Source organism: Streptosporangium sp. NPDC023825 (assembly GCF_040639575.1).
Taxonomy (GTDB): Bacteria; Actinomycetota; Actinomycetes; order Streptosporangiales; family Streptosporangiaceae; genus Streptosporangium.
The window spans coordinates 60480-77106 of the sequence record NZ_JBFAAE010000012.1 but is presented as its reverse complement, the minus strand read 5'-3'; the positions used below and the strand labels follow the sequence as shown (position 1 = coordinate 77106).

Annotated in this window: 14 protein-coding genes and 1 pseudogene; 8 read left to right on the top strand and 7 right to left on the bottom strand. The window is 69.8% G+C overall.

Annotated features, from left to right (window positions below; all coding sequences use genetic code 11):
* Positions 1-4: 4 nt before the first annotated feature.
* The 3 genes from AB0G15_RS13865 to AB0G15_RS13855 form a co-directional block, all read right to left on the bottom strand.
* Positions 5-637 carry a TetR/AcrR family transcriptional regulator gene (locus tag AB0G15_RS13865; RefSeq protein ID WP_362838706.1) on the bottom strand — a complete coding sequence of 211 codons (633 nt, stop codon included), beginning with the start codon at positions 635-637 and terminating at the stop codon, positions 5-7.
* 313 nt (positions 638-950) lie between these two features.
* Positions 951-2177, bottom strand: coding sequence for an acetyl-CoA acetyltransferase (locus AB0G15_RS13860; RefSeq protein ID WP_362838703.1), 1227 nt, complete (start codon positions 2175-2177; stop codon positions 951-953).
* A gap of 215 nt (positions 2178-2392) precedes the next feature.
* Positions 2393-3703 carry a histidinol-phosphate transaminase gene (locus tag AB0G15_RS13855; protein WP_362838700.1) on the bottom strand — a complete coding sequence of 437 codons (1311 nt, stop codon included), beginning with the start codon at positions 3701-3703 and terminating at the stop codon, positions 2393-2395.
* A gap of 105 nt (positions 3704-3808) precedes the next feature.
* Between AB0G15_RS13855 and AB0G15_RS13850 the strand changes: the two genes are divergently transcribed.
* Positions 3809-6469: a hypothetical protein gene (locus tag AB0G15_RS13850; RefSeq protein WP_362838697.1), complete on the top strand. Its 2661-nt coding sequence runs from the start codon at positions 3809-3811 to the stop codon at positions 6467-6469.
* Between the two features lie 335 nt (positions 6470-6804).
* Here AB0G15_RS13850 and AB0G15_RS13845 read toward each other — a convergent pair whose 3' ends face one another.
* Complete coding sequence (locus AB0G15_RS13845) at positions 6805-7704, bottom strand: AraC family transcriptional regulator (protein ID WP_362838695.1); 900 nt, start codon at positions 7702-7704, stop codon at positions 6805-6807.
* A gap of 157 nt (positions 7705-7861) precedes the next feature.
* Here AB0G15_RS13845 and AB0G15_RS13840 point away from each other — a divergent pair, with 157 nt between their 5' ends.
* The 3 genes from AB0G15_RS13840 (at position 7862) to AB0G15_RS13830 (ending at position 10100) form a co-directional block, all read left to right on the top strand.
* On the top strand, positions 7862-8167 hold the full coding sequence (locus tag AB0G15_RS13840; protein WP_362694653.1) for an antibiotic biosynthesis monooxygenase: 306 nt from the start codon (positions 7862-7864) through the stop codon (positions 8165-8167).
* A gap of 85 nt (positions 8168-8252) precedes the next feature.
* Positions 8253-9215, top strand: coding sequence for an alpha/beta hydrolase (locus tag AB0G15_RS13835; protein WP_362838693.1), 963 nt, complete (start codon positions 8253-8255; stop codon positions 9213-9215).
* 126 nt (positions 9216-9341) lie between these two features.
* Entirely contained in the window at positions 9342-10100 is a 759-nt protein-coding gene (locus AB0G15_RS13830; RefSeq protein ID WP_362838690.1) for an SDR family oxidoreductase, read from the top strand.
* A 270-nt stretch (positions 10101-10370) separates the two neighbouring features.
* Here the strand turns inward: AB0G15_RS13830 and AB0G15_RS13825 are convergent.
* Both AB0G15_RS13825 and AB0G15_RS13820 read right to left on the bottom strand, forming a co-directional pair.
* A pseudogene (locus tag AB0G15_RS13825) lies at positions 10371-10685 on the bottom strand (IS630 family transposase); the annotation flags it as partial.
* Between the two features lie 41 nt (positions 10686-10726).
* Positions 10727-11785 carry a hypothetical protein gene (locus AB0G15_RS13820; RefSeq protein ID WP_362838687.1) on the bottom strand — a complete coding sequence of 353 codons (1059 nt, stop codon included), beginning with the start codon at positions 11783-11785 and terminating at the stop codon, positions 10727-10729.
* A gap of 123 nt (positions 11786-11908) precedes the next feature.
* Here AB0G15_RS13820 and AB0G15_RS13815 point away from each other — a divergent pair, with 123 nt between their 5' ends.
* The 4 genes from AB0G15_RS13815 to AB0G15_RS13800 all read left to right on the top strand — a co-directional run bounded on the left by AB0G15_RS13815 (position 11909) and on the right by AB0G15_RS13800 (position 15900).
* Positions 11909-12376, top strand: a complete 468-nt coding sequence (locus tag AB0G15_RS13815) for an SRPBCC family protein (RefSeq protein WP_362838684.1) — start codon at positions 11909-11911, stop codon at positions 12374-12376.
* Positions 12377-12814: 438 nt separating this feature from the next.
* Positions 12815-13615, top strand: a complete 801-nt coding sequence (locus tag AB0G15_RS13810) for a cellulose binding domain-containing protein (RefSeq protein ID WP_362838681.1) — start codon at positions 12815-12817, stop codon at positions 13613-13615.
* Positions 13616-13858: 243 nt separating this feature from the next.
* Positions 13859-14443, top strand: coding sequence for a TetR/AcrR family transcriptional regulator (locus AB0G15_RS13805; protein WP_362838955.1), 585 nt, complete (start codon positions 13859-13861; stop codon positions 14441-14443).
* The gene (locus AB0G15_RS13800; protein ID WP_362838678.1) at positions 14440-15900 is read left to right on the top strand and encodes an MFS transporter; all 1461 of its coding nucleotides are present in this window, start codon (positions 14440-14442) and stop codon (positions 15898-15900) included. The genes AB0G15_RS13805 and AB0G15_RS13800 overlap by 4 nt, the downstream gene beginning before the upstream one ends.
* A 100-nt stretch (positions 15901-16000) precedes the next feature.
* On the opposite strand, the gene AB0G15_RS13795 is transcribed toward AB0G15_RS13800, so the two are convergent.
* Positions 16001-16564, bottom strand: coding sequence for a dihydrofolate reductase family protein (locus AB0G15_RS13795; RefSeq protein WP_362838675.1), 564 nt, complete (start codon positions 16562-16564; stop codon positions 16001-16003).
* Positions 16565-16627 lie beyond the last annotated feature (63 nt).

Sequence of the window (16627 nt, the reverse complement as noted above, 5' to 3'; positions counted from 1 at the left end):
GTCCCTATCTGGTGGCGTAGGCGAGGACGCGCTCGCCGAGCAGTTCCTCGATGCTGTCCAGGAGATCCAGCACGGCCGCGGCGATCGCGTCGGGGCGTTCCCCCGCCGCGGTGCGCCTGCCGATCTCGGCGAAGACCATCGAGTGGAAACAGCCGAGCTGCCAGGCCACCACGCGGGGCGCCGGGTCGTCCGGAGCGGCTCCGGTCTCCTCGGCGAGCACGGCGGCGAGCGCGTCGGTCATCTGCCGGCCGAGGTCCTCCAACCGGGCGGTGAGCGTGGGCGCGGCCCGCATCATCTCGAAGACGCGGCCGAACCCCTCGGTCAGCCCCAGCCGGCGGTCGCGGCGGTGCACCTCGTCGCGCAGATGGGTCAGCACCGCCCGCGCGGCGGACTCACCGGGCGGCCGGTGCCGCACGATGTCGGCGAGCCGCTGCGGGAACGCCTCGTCGGGCGGCAGGACGAGGTCCTCCTTGACCTGGAAGTAGTTGTAGACGGTGTTCGCCGACACCTCCGCCGCCGCGGCGACCTCGGCGATCGTGACGTGCTCGAAGCCCCGCTCCACGAACAGGCCGACGGCCACCTGGGAGATGCGCTGCCGCGTCTGCCGTTTCTTCCGTTCCCGCAGCCCTTCGGTCATGGCCGGAAGTTTAATCACACCCCAAACATAAAGTCCAATCTATTTTTGCAGTTCACTCCATTTTTGTTGGGATCATGTCCTCGCCGGCCGACGGCCCCGGCGCCACCCGGCCGGGGCGGGGCCGGTCACCACGCGGGACAGGCTCCCGGGCAGCGCGTGTCGCGGGATCGGCAGGTTCCGCTCGTCGCCGACCCACCCAGGGCGGGGCCGGCGGCGTCGGTGTGCCCCGGGGAGGCCGGGCGGGACGGTCCGCGGGGCGCGCGAGCACGCGCGTCTCCCGCGGGCCGCCGTCGCGGGTGCCCTCCGCCTCGGCCTACTCGGCCCCGACGACGAAACCGACGGTCGTGGTGGTGCTGCCGCCGATGTTCAGCGTGCCGAACCGGCGCGCCCCCTCGACCTGGTAGGCACCGGCCCTGCCGGTGACCTGGAGGGCGGCGTCCAGGAGCATCCGGACCCCGGTGGCGCCGACCGGATGGCCGCCGCCGATGAGACCGCCGCTCGGGTTGACGGGGATGCGCCCGCCGATCTCCAGGTCGCCGTTCTCGATGGCCTTCCAGCTCTCACCGGGTCCGGTGATGCCGAAGTGGTCGATCGCGGCGTACTGCGACATGGTGAAGCAGTCGTGCGTCTCGATGCCGTCGAGGTCGTCGACGCCGCCGACACCCGCGCGGGAGAACGCGTCGAGCACCGCGTTGCGCACGTGCGGCAGCACGTACGGCTCGTCGCGGCTGCGTTCCAGCTTCCTCGCCAGCGGGAGCCCGACGGTCCGGTGCCCCCAGCCGAGCACCCGGGCGAGGCGGCCCTCGCGCGCGAGTGCGGGGTGGCGGGACAGGAAACGCTCCCCGACCAGCACCACCCCGGCGCCGCCGTCGGTGATCTGGCTGCAGTCCGTACGCCGCAGCCTGCCCTCCACCACCGGGTTGGCCTCGTCGTCGGCGGCGAAGCTCGCCTCGGTGAACGTCCACCCGCGCGTCTGCGCGTTGGGATTGGCCCTGGCGTTGCGGAAGTTGAGCTCGGCGACGGCACGCAGGTGGGCGTCGTCGAGGCCGTAGCGCCGGTCGTACTCGTCGGCGAGGGCGCTGAACATGTGGGGCCACACGAACTTCGCGTCCTGCCCCTCGTGGCCCACCCACGCGGCGGCGCCGAGGTGCCCGGCGGCGAGGTCGCCGGGCACGGTGCGCTCCAGCTCCAGGCCGAGGACCAGGGCGCAGTCGTAGCGCCCGGATTCGATGTCGGCCATCGCGGCCAGCGCGGCGACGCCGCCGGAGGCGCAGGCCGCCTCGTGCCTGGCCGAGGGGACCTCCCACAGCCCGGGCTCGACGGTGGCGGGCATGCCGCCCAGCTGCCCCTGTCCGGTGAAGAGCTGGCCGAAGGCGTTGCCGACGTGGATGACGTCCACGTCGGAGGCGGTGAGACCGGCGTCGTCGAGGGTGCCGCGCACGACCTCCGCGGTGAGCTCGGCGAACCCCTGACCGGCCCGCGACCAGTTGCGGGCGAAGTCACTCTGGTAGCCGCCCAGGATCCATACCGCGTCCGGCACGGGTGCCTCCTCGCTGAGAGCCGTCCGCCGTCCGCCTTTATGCGACGTACTAGGACGTACTACGACAAGAAGAGTATGCGGTCCACCACAACGAGAAGGGTACGCGGTCAACGCGTCTCGGACCGTTCTTCCAGGTCCGCGCGGAGAAGCCCCTCGGCCGGCTTCGTCGGCTCCCCAGTCCTCGGCGAGGGCCCCGGCGGCCGGGCTCGGGCGTCTCAGCCGGAGGGCGGCACGGCCGACAGCATGTCGAAGCGGCGGTCACCCTCGTACAGGGGCGTCTGCGTCTGCAGGAGCGTCTGCGTCTGCAGGTGCGTCGAGAGGGACGCGGGCAGCGGGTCGTACAGAGGCGTCGGGGTCGGTGCCGGCAGGGGTGGCGGCACCGAGCTCGGCGACCTGTTCCCGCTCTCGTAGAGGACGGCGTACAGCCCGCTGATCAGGCGCCGCACGTCCCGCTCCGGCCGGACCGCCAGGCGCATGAACTGGCTGGTCATGCCGAGTTTGTCGCCGCACTCGCGGACGAAGAGGTTGTGCTCGTCGAGCAGCTGGTCGCGCAGGGCGGCACCGTCCCTGCCCCCGGGGAGCCGTACCAGCAGGAAGTTGCCCTGGGAGGGGAAGACGGTGAGGCCGGGGACCCGGGTCAGCTGGTAGCGCATCGACTCGCGGTCCAGGGCGAGCAGCCGGAGGCTGTCCAGATACTCGGACATGTGCTGGCGGATCATGAAGACCACGGTCTCGGCGAAGGAGTTCAGGTTCCACCTGGGCAGGGCGCGCCGCACCCTGCCCGCCAATGCGGGGTTGGCCACCATGTACCCGAAGCGGATGCCGTGCAGCCCGAAGTTCTTGCCCAGGCTCTTCAGCACGACCACGTTGGGCCGGATGGCGGCCTCGTTCGCGACGCTCGGGTACGGCTCGGCGTCGACGAAGTCGATGAACGACTCGTCCACCACGACCAGGTCGAGGTCGACGAGCCTGTCGAGCAGGGCGATGACCTCGTGGCGCCGCAGGTAGCCCCCGTCGGGGTTGTTCGGGTTGCAGATGACCGCGACCCGGGAGCCGCGGTGCCGGACGAAGTTGACGAAGGCGTCCACGTCCAGCGCGAACCCCTGGTTCTCCGGCAGCGGATACATGTCCACCCGCTTGCCGGTCTCCATCGGCTGGTCGGTCCAGCGGCCGAACGTGGGGATGGGCACGGCCAGGCTCTCCCTGACCAGCAGATGGTCGATCCAGGTGATCAGTTCCGTCGACCCGTTGCCCATCACGACGGTCTGCGGGTTGAGGCCCAGCACCCCGCAGAGCTCGGCGGTGATCGTGCCGGCGTCGCTGGGGTAGAACTTCAGGATCGTGCCGAGGTTGCGCTCCAGGACGCCGAAGACCTCGGGCGTGGGGAAGTACGGGTTGCAGGGGATGCAGAAGTCGACCAGTTCCTCCCCCTGCTCCGGCTGCTCCGGCGCGGCCCGCATGAGCGAGAGGTACGACGGGCTGTGCGCGGCGGTGTGCGCTCGGCTGCGATCGGTGGGACCGGCCAACGGGGCCTCCTGACGGACGTTCACGCCTCTGACACCCCCAGCTACGCACCTGGATACGAGCTGGTTCAGCGGGGCCCGCATCGGAACAGGCGATCGTCAAGCCCTGTGGATCGAGATTTACAGGGCATCTTCGTCGTGAACACGCCGCACGGGTCGTGCCCGTGGTCCGCGAACGGCTCGCGGTGGCCGAGGTCGCGGCGCATCTGCTTCCGCCCCGGCCAGGGGCGGCCATGTCACCGAGACGGTCACTGTCCACGATCGTCCGAGGCCATTACGATTGGCCGGCATCGCGCTTCCCACCCGGCAACGGCATTCCCGCCACGCGCGACCGGCGGGACCTTTCGCCGACGCTTTCGGCGAGGACTCATGGCCGTTGACCGCAATCCCCTGCACGAAGACTTCGTGTTGTTCAACATGTACATGACGGCGCTGGATCACGTGCTCTCCCGGGCGGAGATAAAAGACGCCATGGAGGATTTCGGTCTGCGGGGAAGCACGCTGCGGGTGATGCTGTTGGCCGACGCGCGGCGGATCTTGAGTCTGGCGCCGCGGGAGTTCGCCGCGTACCAGGCCGAACTGGTCCACCGGCAGGACGTCGGCCGTGACGGAACGGACCTCCGGCATCGCGTCGACGAATTCGGCGAGCTGACCTGGCTGGGCCGGGGCATCGCGGCAGCGGGCGCCGCGATGATCGTCTGTGGCCTCGCGACCCGGTGGCTGTGGGACTGGTCATGGATCCTGTTCTGGGCGGGTGGGTCAGCACTGCTGGTGGCCACGATGATGTGGCTGATCAGCCTGCTCAGCCGCCGTTCCGAGGGGAGGTTCTTCCAAGAGAATCTCTTTTCCGAGATGAACGCCGACCTCGTACGCGCCCGCGACCGTCTGATCGTCGCCGTCAGCGGGGTCGAGTTGCTCGCCCAGGTCCGCACGCTCATCAACACGATGCGCACCGACCGGTTCGACCACGCCTTCCTGGTGACCAGCAGCCCTGGCCTGAGCGATGTCCACGACAGCACGTACAACGTGCCCACGCGTACCGTGCACGAGGTCATAGCGCTTCTCGGCGGTGTCTCTGGCATCAGCCTCGGCATCGCCGGCCCCCGGGGGTCGGGTAAGTCGACCATCGTCCGGCAGTACTGCGGCCCGGCCCCGCGGCCTCCCCGCCCGGACGCCGGAAGCGGAGGCTTCGACTGGAGCCGGTTCCGGGAGACCCGCCCGCCCGACGACTCCGCGGGAGATCTCCGCTGCATGGTCTCCGCGCCCGTCGACTACGCCGCGCGAGACTTCGTGCTCCACCTCTTCGCCACGTTCTGCCGCAGCGTTATCGCCCGATTGTCCTCCCGACATGGTGCGGAGTACGTTTTCTTCCGTCGAATCTTCTGGGCGCGCAGGGTCTGGCGGATACTGGTCGAGCTGTCCAGGCGCGTCGCCCTGTACGGCATCGTGATCTTCGCGTTGCTCACGTGGGCGGGCTCGGTCTCGGCGTTCCTGGGCGTGCCGCGGGAGGGGATCACCGCTGTCGCTGTTCTTGCCGGCGCGTTCGGGCTGCTGCGGTTCTCGAACTGGCTGACCGGCAGCATCCGCCGCTGGCGGAAGGTGGTGGCGAACGGCCCGGCGCCGAGCATCGTGGCGGCGGCCAAGCGCCACCTGCTCAAGGTGCGGTTCCTGCAGTCACGAAACCTGGGCTGGTCAGGCGGGCTCAAGCTGTCCGTAGGGGTCGACGGCCAGGTGTCCGCGAGCGTCACCCACGATGAGCAGCCGCTCAGCTATCCGGAGCTGGTGGAACATTTTCGCTCCTTCACCCGCCGCGTCGCCGAGTTCGTCCACGCCCGCGGTGACAACGTGTTCATCGGCGTGGACGAACTCGACAAGATCGGCTCCGCCGACCAGGCCGAGCGCTTCCTCAACGAGATCAAGGGTATTTTCGGCGTGCCGCACGTCTACTTCATGATCTCGGTCTCCGATGACGCCCTCATGGCCTTCGAGCGCAGGGGGATCCCGCTGAGGGACGCGTTCGACAGCTCCTTCGACGAGATCGTACGCGTCGGCCTGCTCAGTTATGTGGAAAGCCGCAGGCTCCTGTACAGGCGGGTCATCGGACTGAGCGAGCCGTACGTGGCGCTGTGCCATGCGATGTCAGGCGGGCTCGCCCGCGACCTGATCCGGTCGGCACGCCAGCTGGTGCGCATCGACCAGTCCCTGGTCATGGCGCGGGACACCGACGAAGAACACATCCAGGAGGGGATCGAGGCAGACCGTTACCTGCTACTCGCCGGGGGCGACGGCATGCAGGAGGTCACCCGGGCTCCGTCGACACTGGCGAGTTTGTGCGCCGCGCTCGTCCAGGATGAGCTCGCCCGCAAGGCCCGTGCCATCGCCCATGCCCTGGGCGGTGCGACCCTGGGCAGGGTAGAGGGTTTCCACCAAACCCTCTACGACGTCGGCTACGGAGACAGCGCGGCGAAGTCACCGATGGAAATCCTGGACATCCTGGCGGAGGGCGGCACGGACGAGTCACCGGACGTGGGCCGGCTGCGCCTGGACTTCACCGCCTACGCGTATTTCTGCGCCACCCTGCGCGAGGTGTTCGACGAATCCCTGGACGGCTCCCGCATAACCCGATGCACGAACAACGTGGACTGGCCGGGCAGTTTCGACGCGCTGGCCTCGGCGCGGCATGCGTTCGTCATGGACGCGCGCATCGCCTGGAGGGCCGTGACGAGGTTCCGGCTTTCCTGGAACCTCGAGGTGCGCGAATTCGAATGAGGGCCGCCGCGTTTCCGGTTACCCCTTCCGGGACCGTTCCTTCCCCGACTACGTCGCCTGTGACATTTTGGGCACCCAGCGCCTCGTCATCCTCGAAACCGCATCGCGCCGGAAATCATGAGGTCCGATCGGCGGGCGGGACCGCTCGTTCCGTTGTGTCCGCCTGTACGGGGGCGCCACGCCAAGGTCGCGTCCCATGCTTTCGGATAATTCCTGGCCGATTATCCGAATTGGGGCAGTAGATCTGGTTCTTGCCGCGGCGGTGGCGGGGCGCCCACTCTCCTCCGTCGCCCTTCTGCGGGCGGCTGGAGACAGTCACCAGGACAGGACGCCGATCAGAGCGCGGTGCCGGTCCGCGCAAACGGTCCACGCAGGCGGGCCGCGTCCTCGCTCGGCGGCGCGCCGAACTGGCGGCGGTACTCGCGGCTGAACTGGGACGGGCTGTCGTAGCCGACGCGGTAGCCGACCCCGGTGACGTCGTAGGGATGGGTGGCGAGCAGCAGCCGGGCCTCCTGCAGCCGGATCTGCTTCTGGAACTGGATGGGGCTCATCGCGGTGACCGCCTGGAAGTTGCGGTAGAACGCGGAGACGCTCATGCCGGACAGCTGCGCCACCTCCTCCACCCGGAAGGACTGCGTGTAGTGGTCACGGATCCACCGGACCGCCCGCGCCACGTGGGTGAGGTTGCTGTCGGCGAGGCCGAGCTGGCGTACGACGGCGCCCTGCTCGCCGGTGACGAGACGCCAGAGGATCTCCCGCTTGATCAGCGGTGCGAGCACCGCGACGTCGCGTGGCCGGTCGAGCAGGCGCAGCAGCCGGACCACCGCGTCGACGAGCTCGCCGGGCGCGTCGCTGACGGCCATGCCGGACGGCGTGCCGCCACCGGGCGGGAGGTCCCCGGGGGCCGCCTGCAGCAACAGCTCGGCGACGGTGGCCGGGTGCAGGATCAGGCCGAAGCCCATCGCCGGCCGCTCGGGACTCGCCTCGGTGAAGTGACCGGTGATCGGCATGTCGACCGAGGCGACGAGATACTGCCCGGCACGGTACTCGTACACGCGGTCGCCCAGCGCGATCCGTTTCGCGCCCTGCGCGATGAGCGCCAGCACCGTGCCCGACATCGACGGCGACGGCGGATCCGGCTGCTCGACCTTCGAGACCAGGACGCCGTCGATGTCGGTGGTCATGTCGGGCCGGGCATGGCGGGCGAGCAGGGCCCGCAGCTCGTCAAGGTCCATGACCCGATTGAAGCACAAGCCTGATAATTCCAACATCGGTAGGATCAGGCAAGAGAGCGGGAGCATCGTTCTAACGTTTCCGCTGGTGGCGATGTTTACATGGGCTTATCGAAATCCCAGGAGTGCAAGACTGCTCCACGAATGAGGAGATACCCCCATGGCCGTCGACCACGGTTTCCACGCCACCATGACCGCGCAGCCCGGCAAGGGTGACGAGCTGGTCGCGTTCCTGCTCGACGCGCCGTCCCTGTCGAACGAGGACTGCGTCGTCTTCCTGGTCAGCCGCTCGGCCGGCGACCCGGACATCGTCTCCGTCACCGAGGGCTGGACCAGCGAGGAGGCCCACGGCAGGTTCTTCGCGACCGAGGAGGCGCAGGCGCTGGTGGCGAAGCTCCAGCCGCTGCTCGCCGGCGAGTCCCGGTACACCGACGAGGTGCCGGTCGGCGGCAAGGCCGCCTTCTGAAAAACCCTGCCGACCCCCACCGGCCTCAGCGAACCTCAGCGAACCTCAGCGAACCTCAGCGAACCTCAGCGAAAGGAACCCCACCATGACACCGGCACGTCCCGACCTCGACCCCGAGCTGCGCGCCCTCCTCGCGGAGATGCCGCTCATGTCCGGGCTCGATCCCGAGGTGCTCGCCCAGCTGCGCCGGTTCCCGTCGACGCCGATCGACTCCCTCCTCGACGGCCGTGCCGTCGACCGCAGGGAGCTCACCATCCCCGCCCCGGACGGCACGCGGCTCCCGCTGTCGATCCTCGGCCCCGCCGGTACCGATCGCGCCACGGCGGCACCGTGCGTCTACTGGATCCACGGCGGCGGGATGGTCATGGGAGACCGCTTCTCGCAGATCGACATCCCCCTCGACTGGCTCGACCGGCTCGGCGCCGTCGTGATCTCCGTGGACTACCGGCTGGCGCCGGAGGCCGGCGGCACGACGCTCGTCGAGGACTGCTACCAGGGTCTGCTCTGGGTCGCCGAGCACGCCGACGAGCTGGGCGTCGATCCCACCCGCATCGTCGTCGCGGGCGCCAGCGCCGGAGGCGGCCTCGCCGCCGGAGTCACCCTGATGGCACGCGACCGCGGCATCCCGGCGATCGCCGCCCAGGTGCTGATCTGCCCCATGCTCGACCACCGCAACATCACCACCTCCAGCCGGCAGTTCTCCGGCGGGGAAGGCGTCTGGACCCGCGAGATGAACGAGTTCGGATGGCGATCGGTCCTCGGTGACCTCGCCGGTCAGGACGTGCCCGGCTACGTCTCCCCCGCGGTGGCCCACGACCTCTCGGGCCTGCCGACCACCTACATCGACGCCGGCACGGCCGAGGTCTTCCGCGACGAGGCCGTCGACTACGCCACCAGGATCTGGGCGGCGGGCGGTCAGGCGGAACTCCACGTCTGGGCGGGAGGCTTCCACGGATTCGACGCGCTCTACCCGCAGGCGCGCGTCTCGGCCACGGCGCGCCGGACGCGCGGCGACTGGCTCGCCCGGGTCCTGGACCCGGCGGCCTGAACACACCACAGGCCCCGAACCCCACGACCTCAACACACCACGGGCCCCGAATCCGGCGGCCTCAACACACGAAAGCCGGCACCGCAGAGCCGGTGCCCCTCCACGAACGAGCAGGAGAGTCCAATCATGCAGGTAGCCATCGTCACCGGTGCCAGCTCCGGTATCGGGCAGAGCGCCGCCGTCCAGATCGCCAGGCGCGGAACGGGAGTGATCCTGACCTATCACGGCAACGAGCCCGGAGCGCTGGACACGGTGGCGACGATCGAGAAGGACGGCGGCACGGCCGTCGCGCTGCCGCTGGCCGTCGGCCGCTCGGAGACGTTCCCGGCCTTCCGCGAGTCCGTCGCCGGGGCGCTGCGCGACACCTGGCGGCGCGACACGTTCGACTTCCTGGTCAACAACGCCGGCTTCGGCCAGATGGCGATGTTCGAGGACACGACCGAGGAGATGTTCGACACGCTCATGCGGGTGCTGCTCAAAGGCCCGTACTTCCTGACCCAGACCCTGCTGCCGTTGCTGGCCGACGGCGGCGCGATCGTCAACACCACGAGCAACGCGGCCCTGTTCTCCGGCCTGGAGCCCGGCTACTCCGCCTACGGCACCATGAAGGGTGGCCTGGTCGTGCTGACCCGCTATCTGGCCAAGGAGTTCAGCGAGCGCGGTATCCGCGTCAACTCCGTCTCCCCCGGTTCCACCCGCACCCGCATCGGCGGCGACGCGTTCGAACGCCACCCCGAGGTGATCCCCGCGCTCGCGGCCAGGACCGCCCTCGGACGGCTCGGTGAGCCCGACGACATCGGCATGGTGATCGCGACACTGCTGACCGAGGAATGCCGCTGGATGACCGCGCAGGACATCGAAGTCTCCGGTGGCTACAACCTCTGACCCGGCGATCTCACGCCCGGCGGCCGCCCGCATGGATAATTCATCCCCTATTCGCGCGGACTGGAATTCGATGACGGAATGCGCACTCGCGATGTCTTCGAGCGGATCCTGTGCATGGTGGGACGGATCACCGGCCGATTCATCGACCGGAACTGGTTCTCCTCGACAGGAACGTTGTACCGGTTGAGTGGCGGCAGCGCTTCCGGCACGGGGTAGAGGGGCGGTCGCGGGTCCAGTGCTGTGACCGGAGACGTTTGCCGGTTTGGGCGGTCAGGCGGCAGCCGACAGTGGTCGGCCTCCCCAGCGGACGCGTTTCCCGCTGCGGACGCGGGCGCGTTCACGGCGTTGGGAGGCCAGGACGTCGGGGCGGATGGACTGCAACGCGGTCCAGGTGTGGTCGATGCCCTTGCGGCGCCGGTTGACGCCCCAGAGCAGGTCATCGCCGACCGAGTAGCAGCCGTGGAAGCAGGTGATTCCGTGGGCGCGGTGGTAGGTGGCCGGCAGCCGGTCCGGCCGGCCCTGCCCGGCCCACCCCGATCCGGCGGTGGGGCGGATGCCCAATGGTCCGGGCTCGTCGAAGGCGAAGGCGAAGGTCCGTTCCGGTCACCGTGCTCTCTCCAATCGCTCTAACGGCTCGCGGACCGCACGTTTCCGACGATGTCCGGATTGGCGGACATGATTGCTTCCGCCGTTTCCCAGACGGTCGGGATGAAGGCCGCAGAGGTGGCTGCGCGGGCAGTCAGATCGGACGTCGACTCGATGCCGAGGTCGGCGAGAAACTCGTCGAAGGCCGGAGCGAGTCGGCGCAGCGCTTCGGGCGCATCCGTCGCGAGGATCTTGTGACATCGCGCGAATGTTGCCGCGATCCAGAACACCACCTCGCGGTGATCTCCGCGCTCGATGAGTTGCTGGGTGCTGTCGATGGCTATCGGGCGGGCCAGGGGTGTGATTTCCGAGCTGAAGAAGAAGGGCGTGCGGCCCAGAGCGGCTGCCTGATCGAAGACGGTCGCCAACGCCCGATGGTGGTGAGCCGTGCGGTCCGCCGACAGGCTCGTACAACCCACCGAGTCGAGGAGAGCGTCGTACATCTCTGCATGTCCGTAGTCCGCCAGGACGCTGCGGACAGCGACATAGCGAAGTCGCACTGTGGGATTGCGTAGCGCCGCCACGAGTAGCACGTGTGTCATCACTCCGGTAGCGAACAGCCAGGTGGTGACCTGATCGTGCCAGGGCGCATCGGCCGTGATCCCGCGCCACCCGGCTTCGGATTTCTCCCGGGCGTCCGCGCACCGTCTGATCACCCAGTTGCGCTCGGCGAAGTGCCTGGCGACCCGTTTCTGCAAGGCGCGCAGCTCGCCGGTCGTGTCCTCGATGAAGTTATCGGTGCGAAGGCCGTGGGCGAGATGATAGTGCGACAGCACGTCCTCAGCCGAGGCGAACACCTTCGCTGGGAAGTGTGTGATGTCGAGCAGGACGTCCCGGTGCGCCACCTTTCCGATCTTCGGCTGCGGCAGACCACTCGACGTCACGACTGCGACGTCGATGTCGGATCCTGTGGGCAACGCGGCGTCCGGGTCCATGCCGGCTGTAGAGCCGGTGAAGTACGCGCCGAGATACCCGTCGTCGCGCCGGGCATGCCGGTTGATCCAGTCGACGGCGGCGAGGCGCCCCGCCTTTACGTCCATGAACGTTGACTCCTTGGATGCGTAGTCGGTCGATCCATCACACGGTGGGACTTCGTGCGGTCAGGTGTTTGACGGTTATCGGCTGGTATCACCACTTCTCAAACACGCTCTTAGACTTGGCGCATGCCGCGCTTCGAGGTCGTCACGCATGTCGTCGCACCGCCGGAGCGGGTCTTCGACATCTCGCTGGACGTGGGCGTCCATACCGCCTCGATGGCGGGCTCGTCCGAAAAGGCGGTCGGCGGAGTGACCGCCGGCGGCCTGAGACTCGGTGAGAGCGTCACCTGGCAGGCACGACACTTCGGCATCCGCTGGCGGATGACTTCCACGATCAGCGCTTACGACCGGCCGGGGTACTTCGTTGACCAACAGGTGTCGGGCCCGTTCGAGCACTGGCACCACGCTCACCGTTTCCAGTCCGACGGTCATGGCGCCACGGTGATGAGCGACGTCATCGATTTCGCCGCACCTCTTGGTCCTCTGGGGACCATCGCTGAAATCCTGGCCCTCCGCCGCTACATGCGCAGGTTGATCCGAGTCCGGAACCGGCACGTCAAACAGATTGCCGAGACCGCTCCCGCGGTCGAGTGAGGATCCACCACGTTGAACCCCATCGTGTGAGGCGGCTTGAGCATTCCGTTGAGGCGGGCGTGACCCGTTTCTGCCGTATTTTCGCCATGCATCTCATCGCCCGAAGGAGGGCGCCGCGGGGAGTACCGGGGTCGGGGAACGCGGGGACGGCCCGCCGGCCGCCGTACGGGTCACCGGCGGCTCGCCGGTCAGGCCGCCGGTGCCGCGTGAATCTTTCATCCGGTTCCGCCGGCCGTCCCCACCTGGACAGTGGGTGCGAGGGCGGCGTTTCCCGAGGTCTCGAAGGCCCTTTCCCAGGCATCACCCGGGTTCCGGGGAGGCGATGACCGTAGGGGCGATGACGGTATCTGTACATCCTCCGAGGACCGTCCGAACCTGGAACCGCCGGCGCGGACGGGCGGCGGCCAACGGGGTGCCTCAACGGGAGGTTGGTCATTCGTGAGACTCGGTAAGGACTTTTCGCGGAACAGGGTTCTGACGTCGGCCGCGGCCACCGCGCTGCTCGCGGCCGGGGCCGTCATAGGCGGCACGGCAACCTCGGCCGACGCGGCGATCGGTTGCGCTGTGACCTACACCTCGCACACCTGGGGCTCCTCGTCGGGCGGCTTCACCGCCTTCATCGACATCACCAACACCGGAGAGCCGCTCTCGGGCTGGGCGCTGACCTTCACGTTCCCGAGCACCCAGCGGATCACCGGTGGCTTCAGCGCGCAGTGGAGCCAGAGCGGCCAGCGGGTCACCGCCAGAAACCCCGCCTGGGGCGGATCGATCGGCTCCGGAAGGACCTTCGGCATCGGCTTCAACGGAACCTGGACCGGCGGCAACCCTCCGCCGACGGACTTCGCCCTCAACGGTGTGCCGTGCACGGTCAAGCTGGTGCCGAGTCCCACCCCTTCACCCAGCCCCTCGCCCTCACCCCCGCGGCTGCGGATCCTCATCTCCCCCTCCGACCTCACGGTGCCCGAGGGCGGCACGGCGAGCGTCCAGGTACGGCTCAGCCAGCGGCCCCCGGGCAACGTCGTCGTGGGCACCGCGCGGGTCTCCGGCGACACGGACCTGTCCGCCGGACCGCCGCTGACCTTCACCCCGGACAACTGGGACGTCCCTCAGCCTCTCACCGTGACGGCGGCCGAGGACGACGACGCGGTGAACGGCTCGGCGACGTTCGACTCCCGCAGCAGCCAGATCACCGGCAGCAGCGCCTTCCTGTGGGAGGCCGTCGAGCAGGACAACGACTAGCGCACCCGCCGCCTGCAGTGCCGTACCGCATCGACCGCGGCCTGGAGCCCGCTCGGCCGGCAGCGAGAAGGCCGGACCGGTCGCGGCCGGGCGACGCATCGCCGAGCCGGAGACCGAACCGCAGGCCACCCGCCGCGCGATCGAGCCGGTGAGAGACGTGGTGCCCCGGGAAGCGGGCGTGGGGCACCACGTCGATCTCCGAGTGGGTAGACGCTGTCTACTCCACTTTGGTAGACAGTGTCTATGCGCGAGGAGGACGCCGGGCTGCGTGCCCGCCTGATAGAGGCCGGCGTGGATCTGGTGACCCGCGAGGGGACGCGGGCGCTGTCACTGCGTGAGATCGCCCGTCGGGCCGGAGTCTCGCACGGCGCACCGCGCCGCTATTTCCCCACCCACCTGGAACTGCTCTCCGCCATCGCGCGGGAGGGCTTCGCGGCCCTGGGCGCCGAGGTCGGCCGGGCGCTGGGCGACGGCCGGGCGGACCCACGCGCGCAGTTGACGGCGCTGGGCCGGGCGTATCTCGACTTCGCGCTGGCCAACCGCGGCATGTACGAGCTGATGTTCCGCCACGACCTGCTCGAGAGCAACCGTCTGGGCCTGCGGGAAGCCAGCCTGCCGCTGTTCCACGTCGTGGTGGATCTGCTGACCCGGGCAGGTCTGCGGCCGGGCGTGGACCCGCGGATCGCCGCGGGCGCGCTGTGGGCGAACGCGCACGGCATCGCCCAGCTGTGGGCCTGGGGCAGCCTGCAACTGACCACCGGATCGACCGAGCTCGAATCGCTGCTGCGGGCCACGCTGGAGGCGCACCTCGGGCCGGAACCGCGGTGAGGCCGGGACGCCACCGCCACCTCACGCTGGCCGGCAGCGTCACGGGGGCGGTCATCGTCGCCCTCGACGGAACCGTGCTCACCATCGCCCAGCCCGCCGTGCAGCGGGACCTGCACGCCTCGTTCGCGCAGGTCCAGTGGACCAGCACCGGCTACCTCATCGCCGTGGCCGCCCTGCTCGTCCTCGCGGGCAGGCTCGCCGACCGCTACGGTCACCGGGAGGTCTTCGCCGCCGGGACCCTGGGCTTCGCCGCCACCTCGGCGGCGATCGCGCTGGCGCCCGGCATCGGCTGGGTCATCGGCCTGCGCGTCGCCCAGGGACTTTTCGGCGCGCTGCTGCAGCCGGCCACCCTCGGGATGCTCCGCTCCGCTTTCCCGCCCGACCGGCTCCCGATGGCCATCGCGGTACGCAACAGCGCCATCGGCCTGGCGGCCGCCGCAGGCCCGCTCCTCGGCGGCGCGCTGACCGCCCACTTCGGCTGGCGTTCGGTGTTTCTCCTGAACGTCGCCCCCGCGCTCGCGATCGGCGTGGCGGCTCTGGCCGTCCGCGTGCCGGTACCGCGCGACACCGGTGTGGACCCCGGCACCGGGACCGGCCGGCTCGGCCTGACCGGCGCCTGCCTGCTGGCCGCGGCCCTGGCGTTCCTGGTCCACACCCTGGTGGAGGCACCTCACACGGGATGGACCGCGAGCACCGCGCTCAGCCTGACCGCAGCCGTCGCGGCGGGCGGCGCGTTCGTCCGGCACCAGCGGATCGCCGCCCACCCGCTGATACCCCGCCACGTGCTCGCGTCGGGGACGCTGACCGCAGCGCTGGCCGTCCTGGTGACGACCGCCGCGGCGATGTTCGGGGCGCTGTTCGTCGGCAGCTACTTCCTGCAGGAGGTCCTGGCGCTCGACCCGCTGCAGACCGGGCTGCGCCTGCTGCCGCCGGCGGTGATGATGGTGGTCGGCGCGCCGGTCGCCGCCGTGCTCCTGCGCCGGCAGGGTCCCCGCCGGACGGCCCTGGCGGCGGTTGCCCTGGTCGGCTCGGGAATGCTGCTGTTGGCCGGCGCGGACCGGTCGGCGGCCTCACCGGTGATGACGGGGGCGTTCCTCATGCTGGGCGCCGGCTTCGGCACGGTGATGGTCACGGCGACGGCCGTCGTCGTGCAGCAGGCATCCGCCGACGACGCGGGGGTGTCCGGCGGGCTGAAGCAGACCGTCATGAACATCGGCCCGGCGCTGGGCATCGCCCTGGCCACCACGTCGATCACGCTCATCGCGCCCGGCCTGGCCACCGGACAAGCCGGTGGCGGGGAGCCGCGGTGGACGGCCGCGGCCTTCGGCGGCGCGATGGGGCCCACGCTGCTGCTTCTGGCCGCCGTCGCCGCGCTCGGCGTCCCGGCGGCGGCCAGGCTGCCCTCTCACGCCGCCGCCGACCCGGTGTCGCCGCCCGGCAGCGGCGGCGGACGGTGAGGAAGGCGTGCGCCGATGGTTCCTCCCCATCGTCGCCGTAGTGGTCACGGACCGGACCGGACACGTACGGCGCGAACACCGAACGCGGTGACGCTCGCGGTTACGGTTTGACCGGCCGGTACCGCACACTCAGCTCGGCCGTGGGGTCGCCGGCGCCGACCCGGTGGAGGTAGTGCGGCCGGCCACCGGGGAGGTCCAGCAGCCGGATGCCGTCGCCGAGCAGCACGGGCGCGATGTGCAGGTCGATCTCGTCGAGCAGCCCGCGTTCGAGAAGCTGGCCACCGATCGTCGGCGAGAGCACCTCGACGTTCCCGCCGCCGGCCGCGGCCAGTGCGATCCGCACCGCCTCGGCCACGTCACAGTTCAGGAACGTGACGCCGTCGGCGGGCTTGGCGTCCTCCGGATGGTGGGTGAGCACAAAGACGGGTCCGGTCCAGGCGCCGCCGTAGACGCCCCGGGGATCGGGGAAGTGGTCCCAGCCGCGCCGGCCGCCCAGGACCGCGCCGGTGGTCTCGACGTACTCCTCGATCAGGCCCGGCCGGGGCGAGATGCCGGTCATCATCCAGTCCATCTCGTGGTTGGGCCCGGCCACGAACCCGTCCAGGGACATGGTGAAGTGCCAGAGCACCTTGCCGTTCGCGGTCTGCGGTTCGATGTCGTTCACTGCTGTCTCCTCTGCCGGCCGATTGCCTCGTGCGGTATTGAGACGGCATCCACCGCGAAACCT

Coding starts and splice junctions, on each gene's coding strand:
- AB0G15_RS13865 (WP_362838706.1), bottom strand. CDS start 637: ATGACCGAAGGGCTGCGGGAACGGAAGAAACGGCAGACGCGGCAGCGC.
- AB0G15_RS13845 (WP_362838695.1), bottom strand. CDS start 7,704: ATGGACCTTGACGAGCTGCGGGCCCTGCTCGCCCGCCATGCCCGGCCC.
- AB0G15_RS13840 (WP_362694653.1), top strand. CDS start 7,862: ATGGCCGTCGACCACGGTTTCCACGCCACCATGACCGCGCAGCCCGGC.
- AB0G15_RS13835 (WP_362838693.1), top strand. CDS start 8,253: ATGACACCGGCACGTCCCGACCTCGACCCCGAGCTGCGCGCCCTCCTC.
- AB0G15_RS13830 (WP_362838690.1), top strand. CDS start 9,342: ATGCAGGTAGCCATCGTCACCGGTGCCAGCTCCGGTATCGGGCAGAGC.
- AB0G15_RS13820 (WP_362838687.1), bottom strand. CDS start 11,785: ATGGACGTAAAGGCGGGGCGCCTCGCCGCCGTCGACTGGATCAACCGG.
- AB0G15_RS13815 (WP_362838684.1), top strand. CDS start 11,909: ATGCCGCGCTTCGAGGTCGTCACGCATGTCGTCGCACCGCCGGAGCGG.
- AB0G15_RS13805 (WP_362838955.1), top strand. CDS start 13,859: ATGCGCGAGGAGGACGCCGGGCTGCGTGCCCGCCTGATAGAGGCCGGC.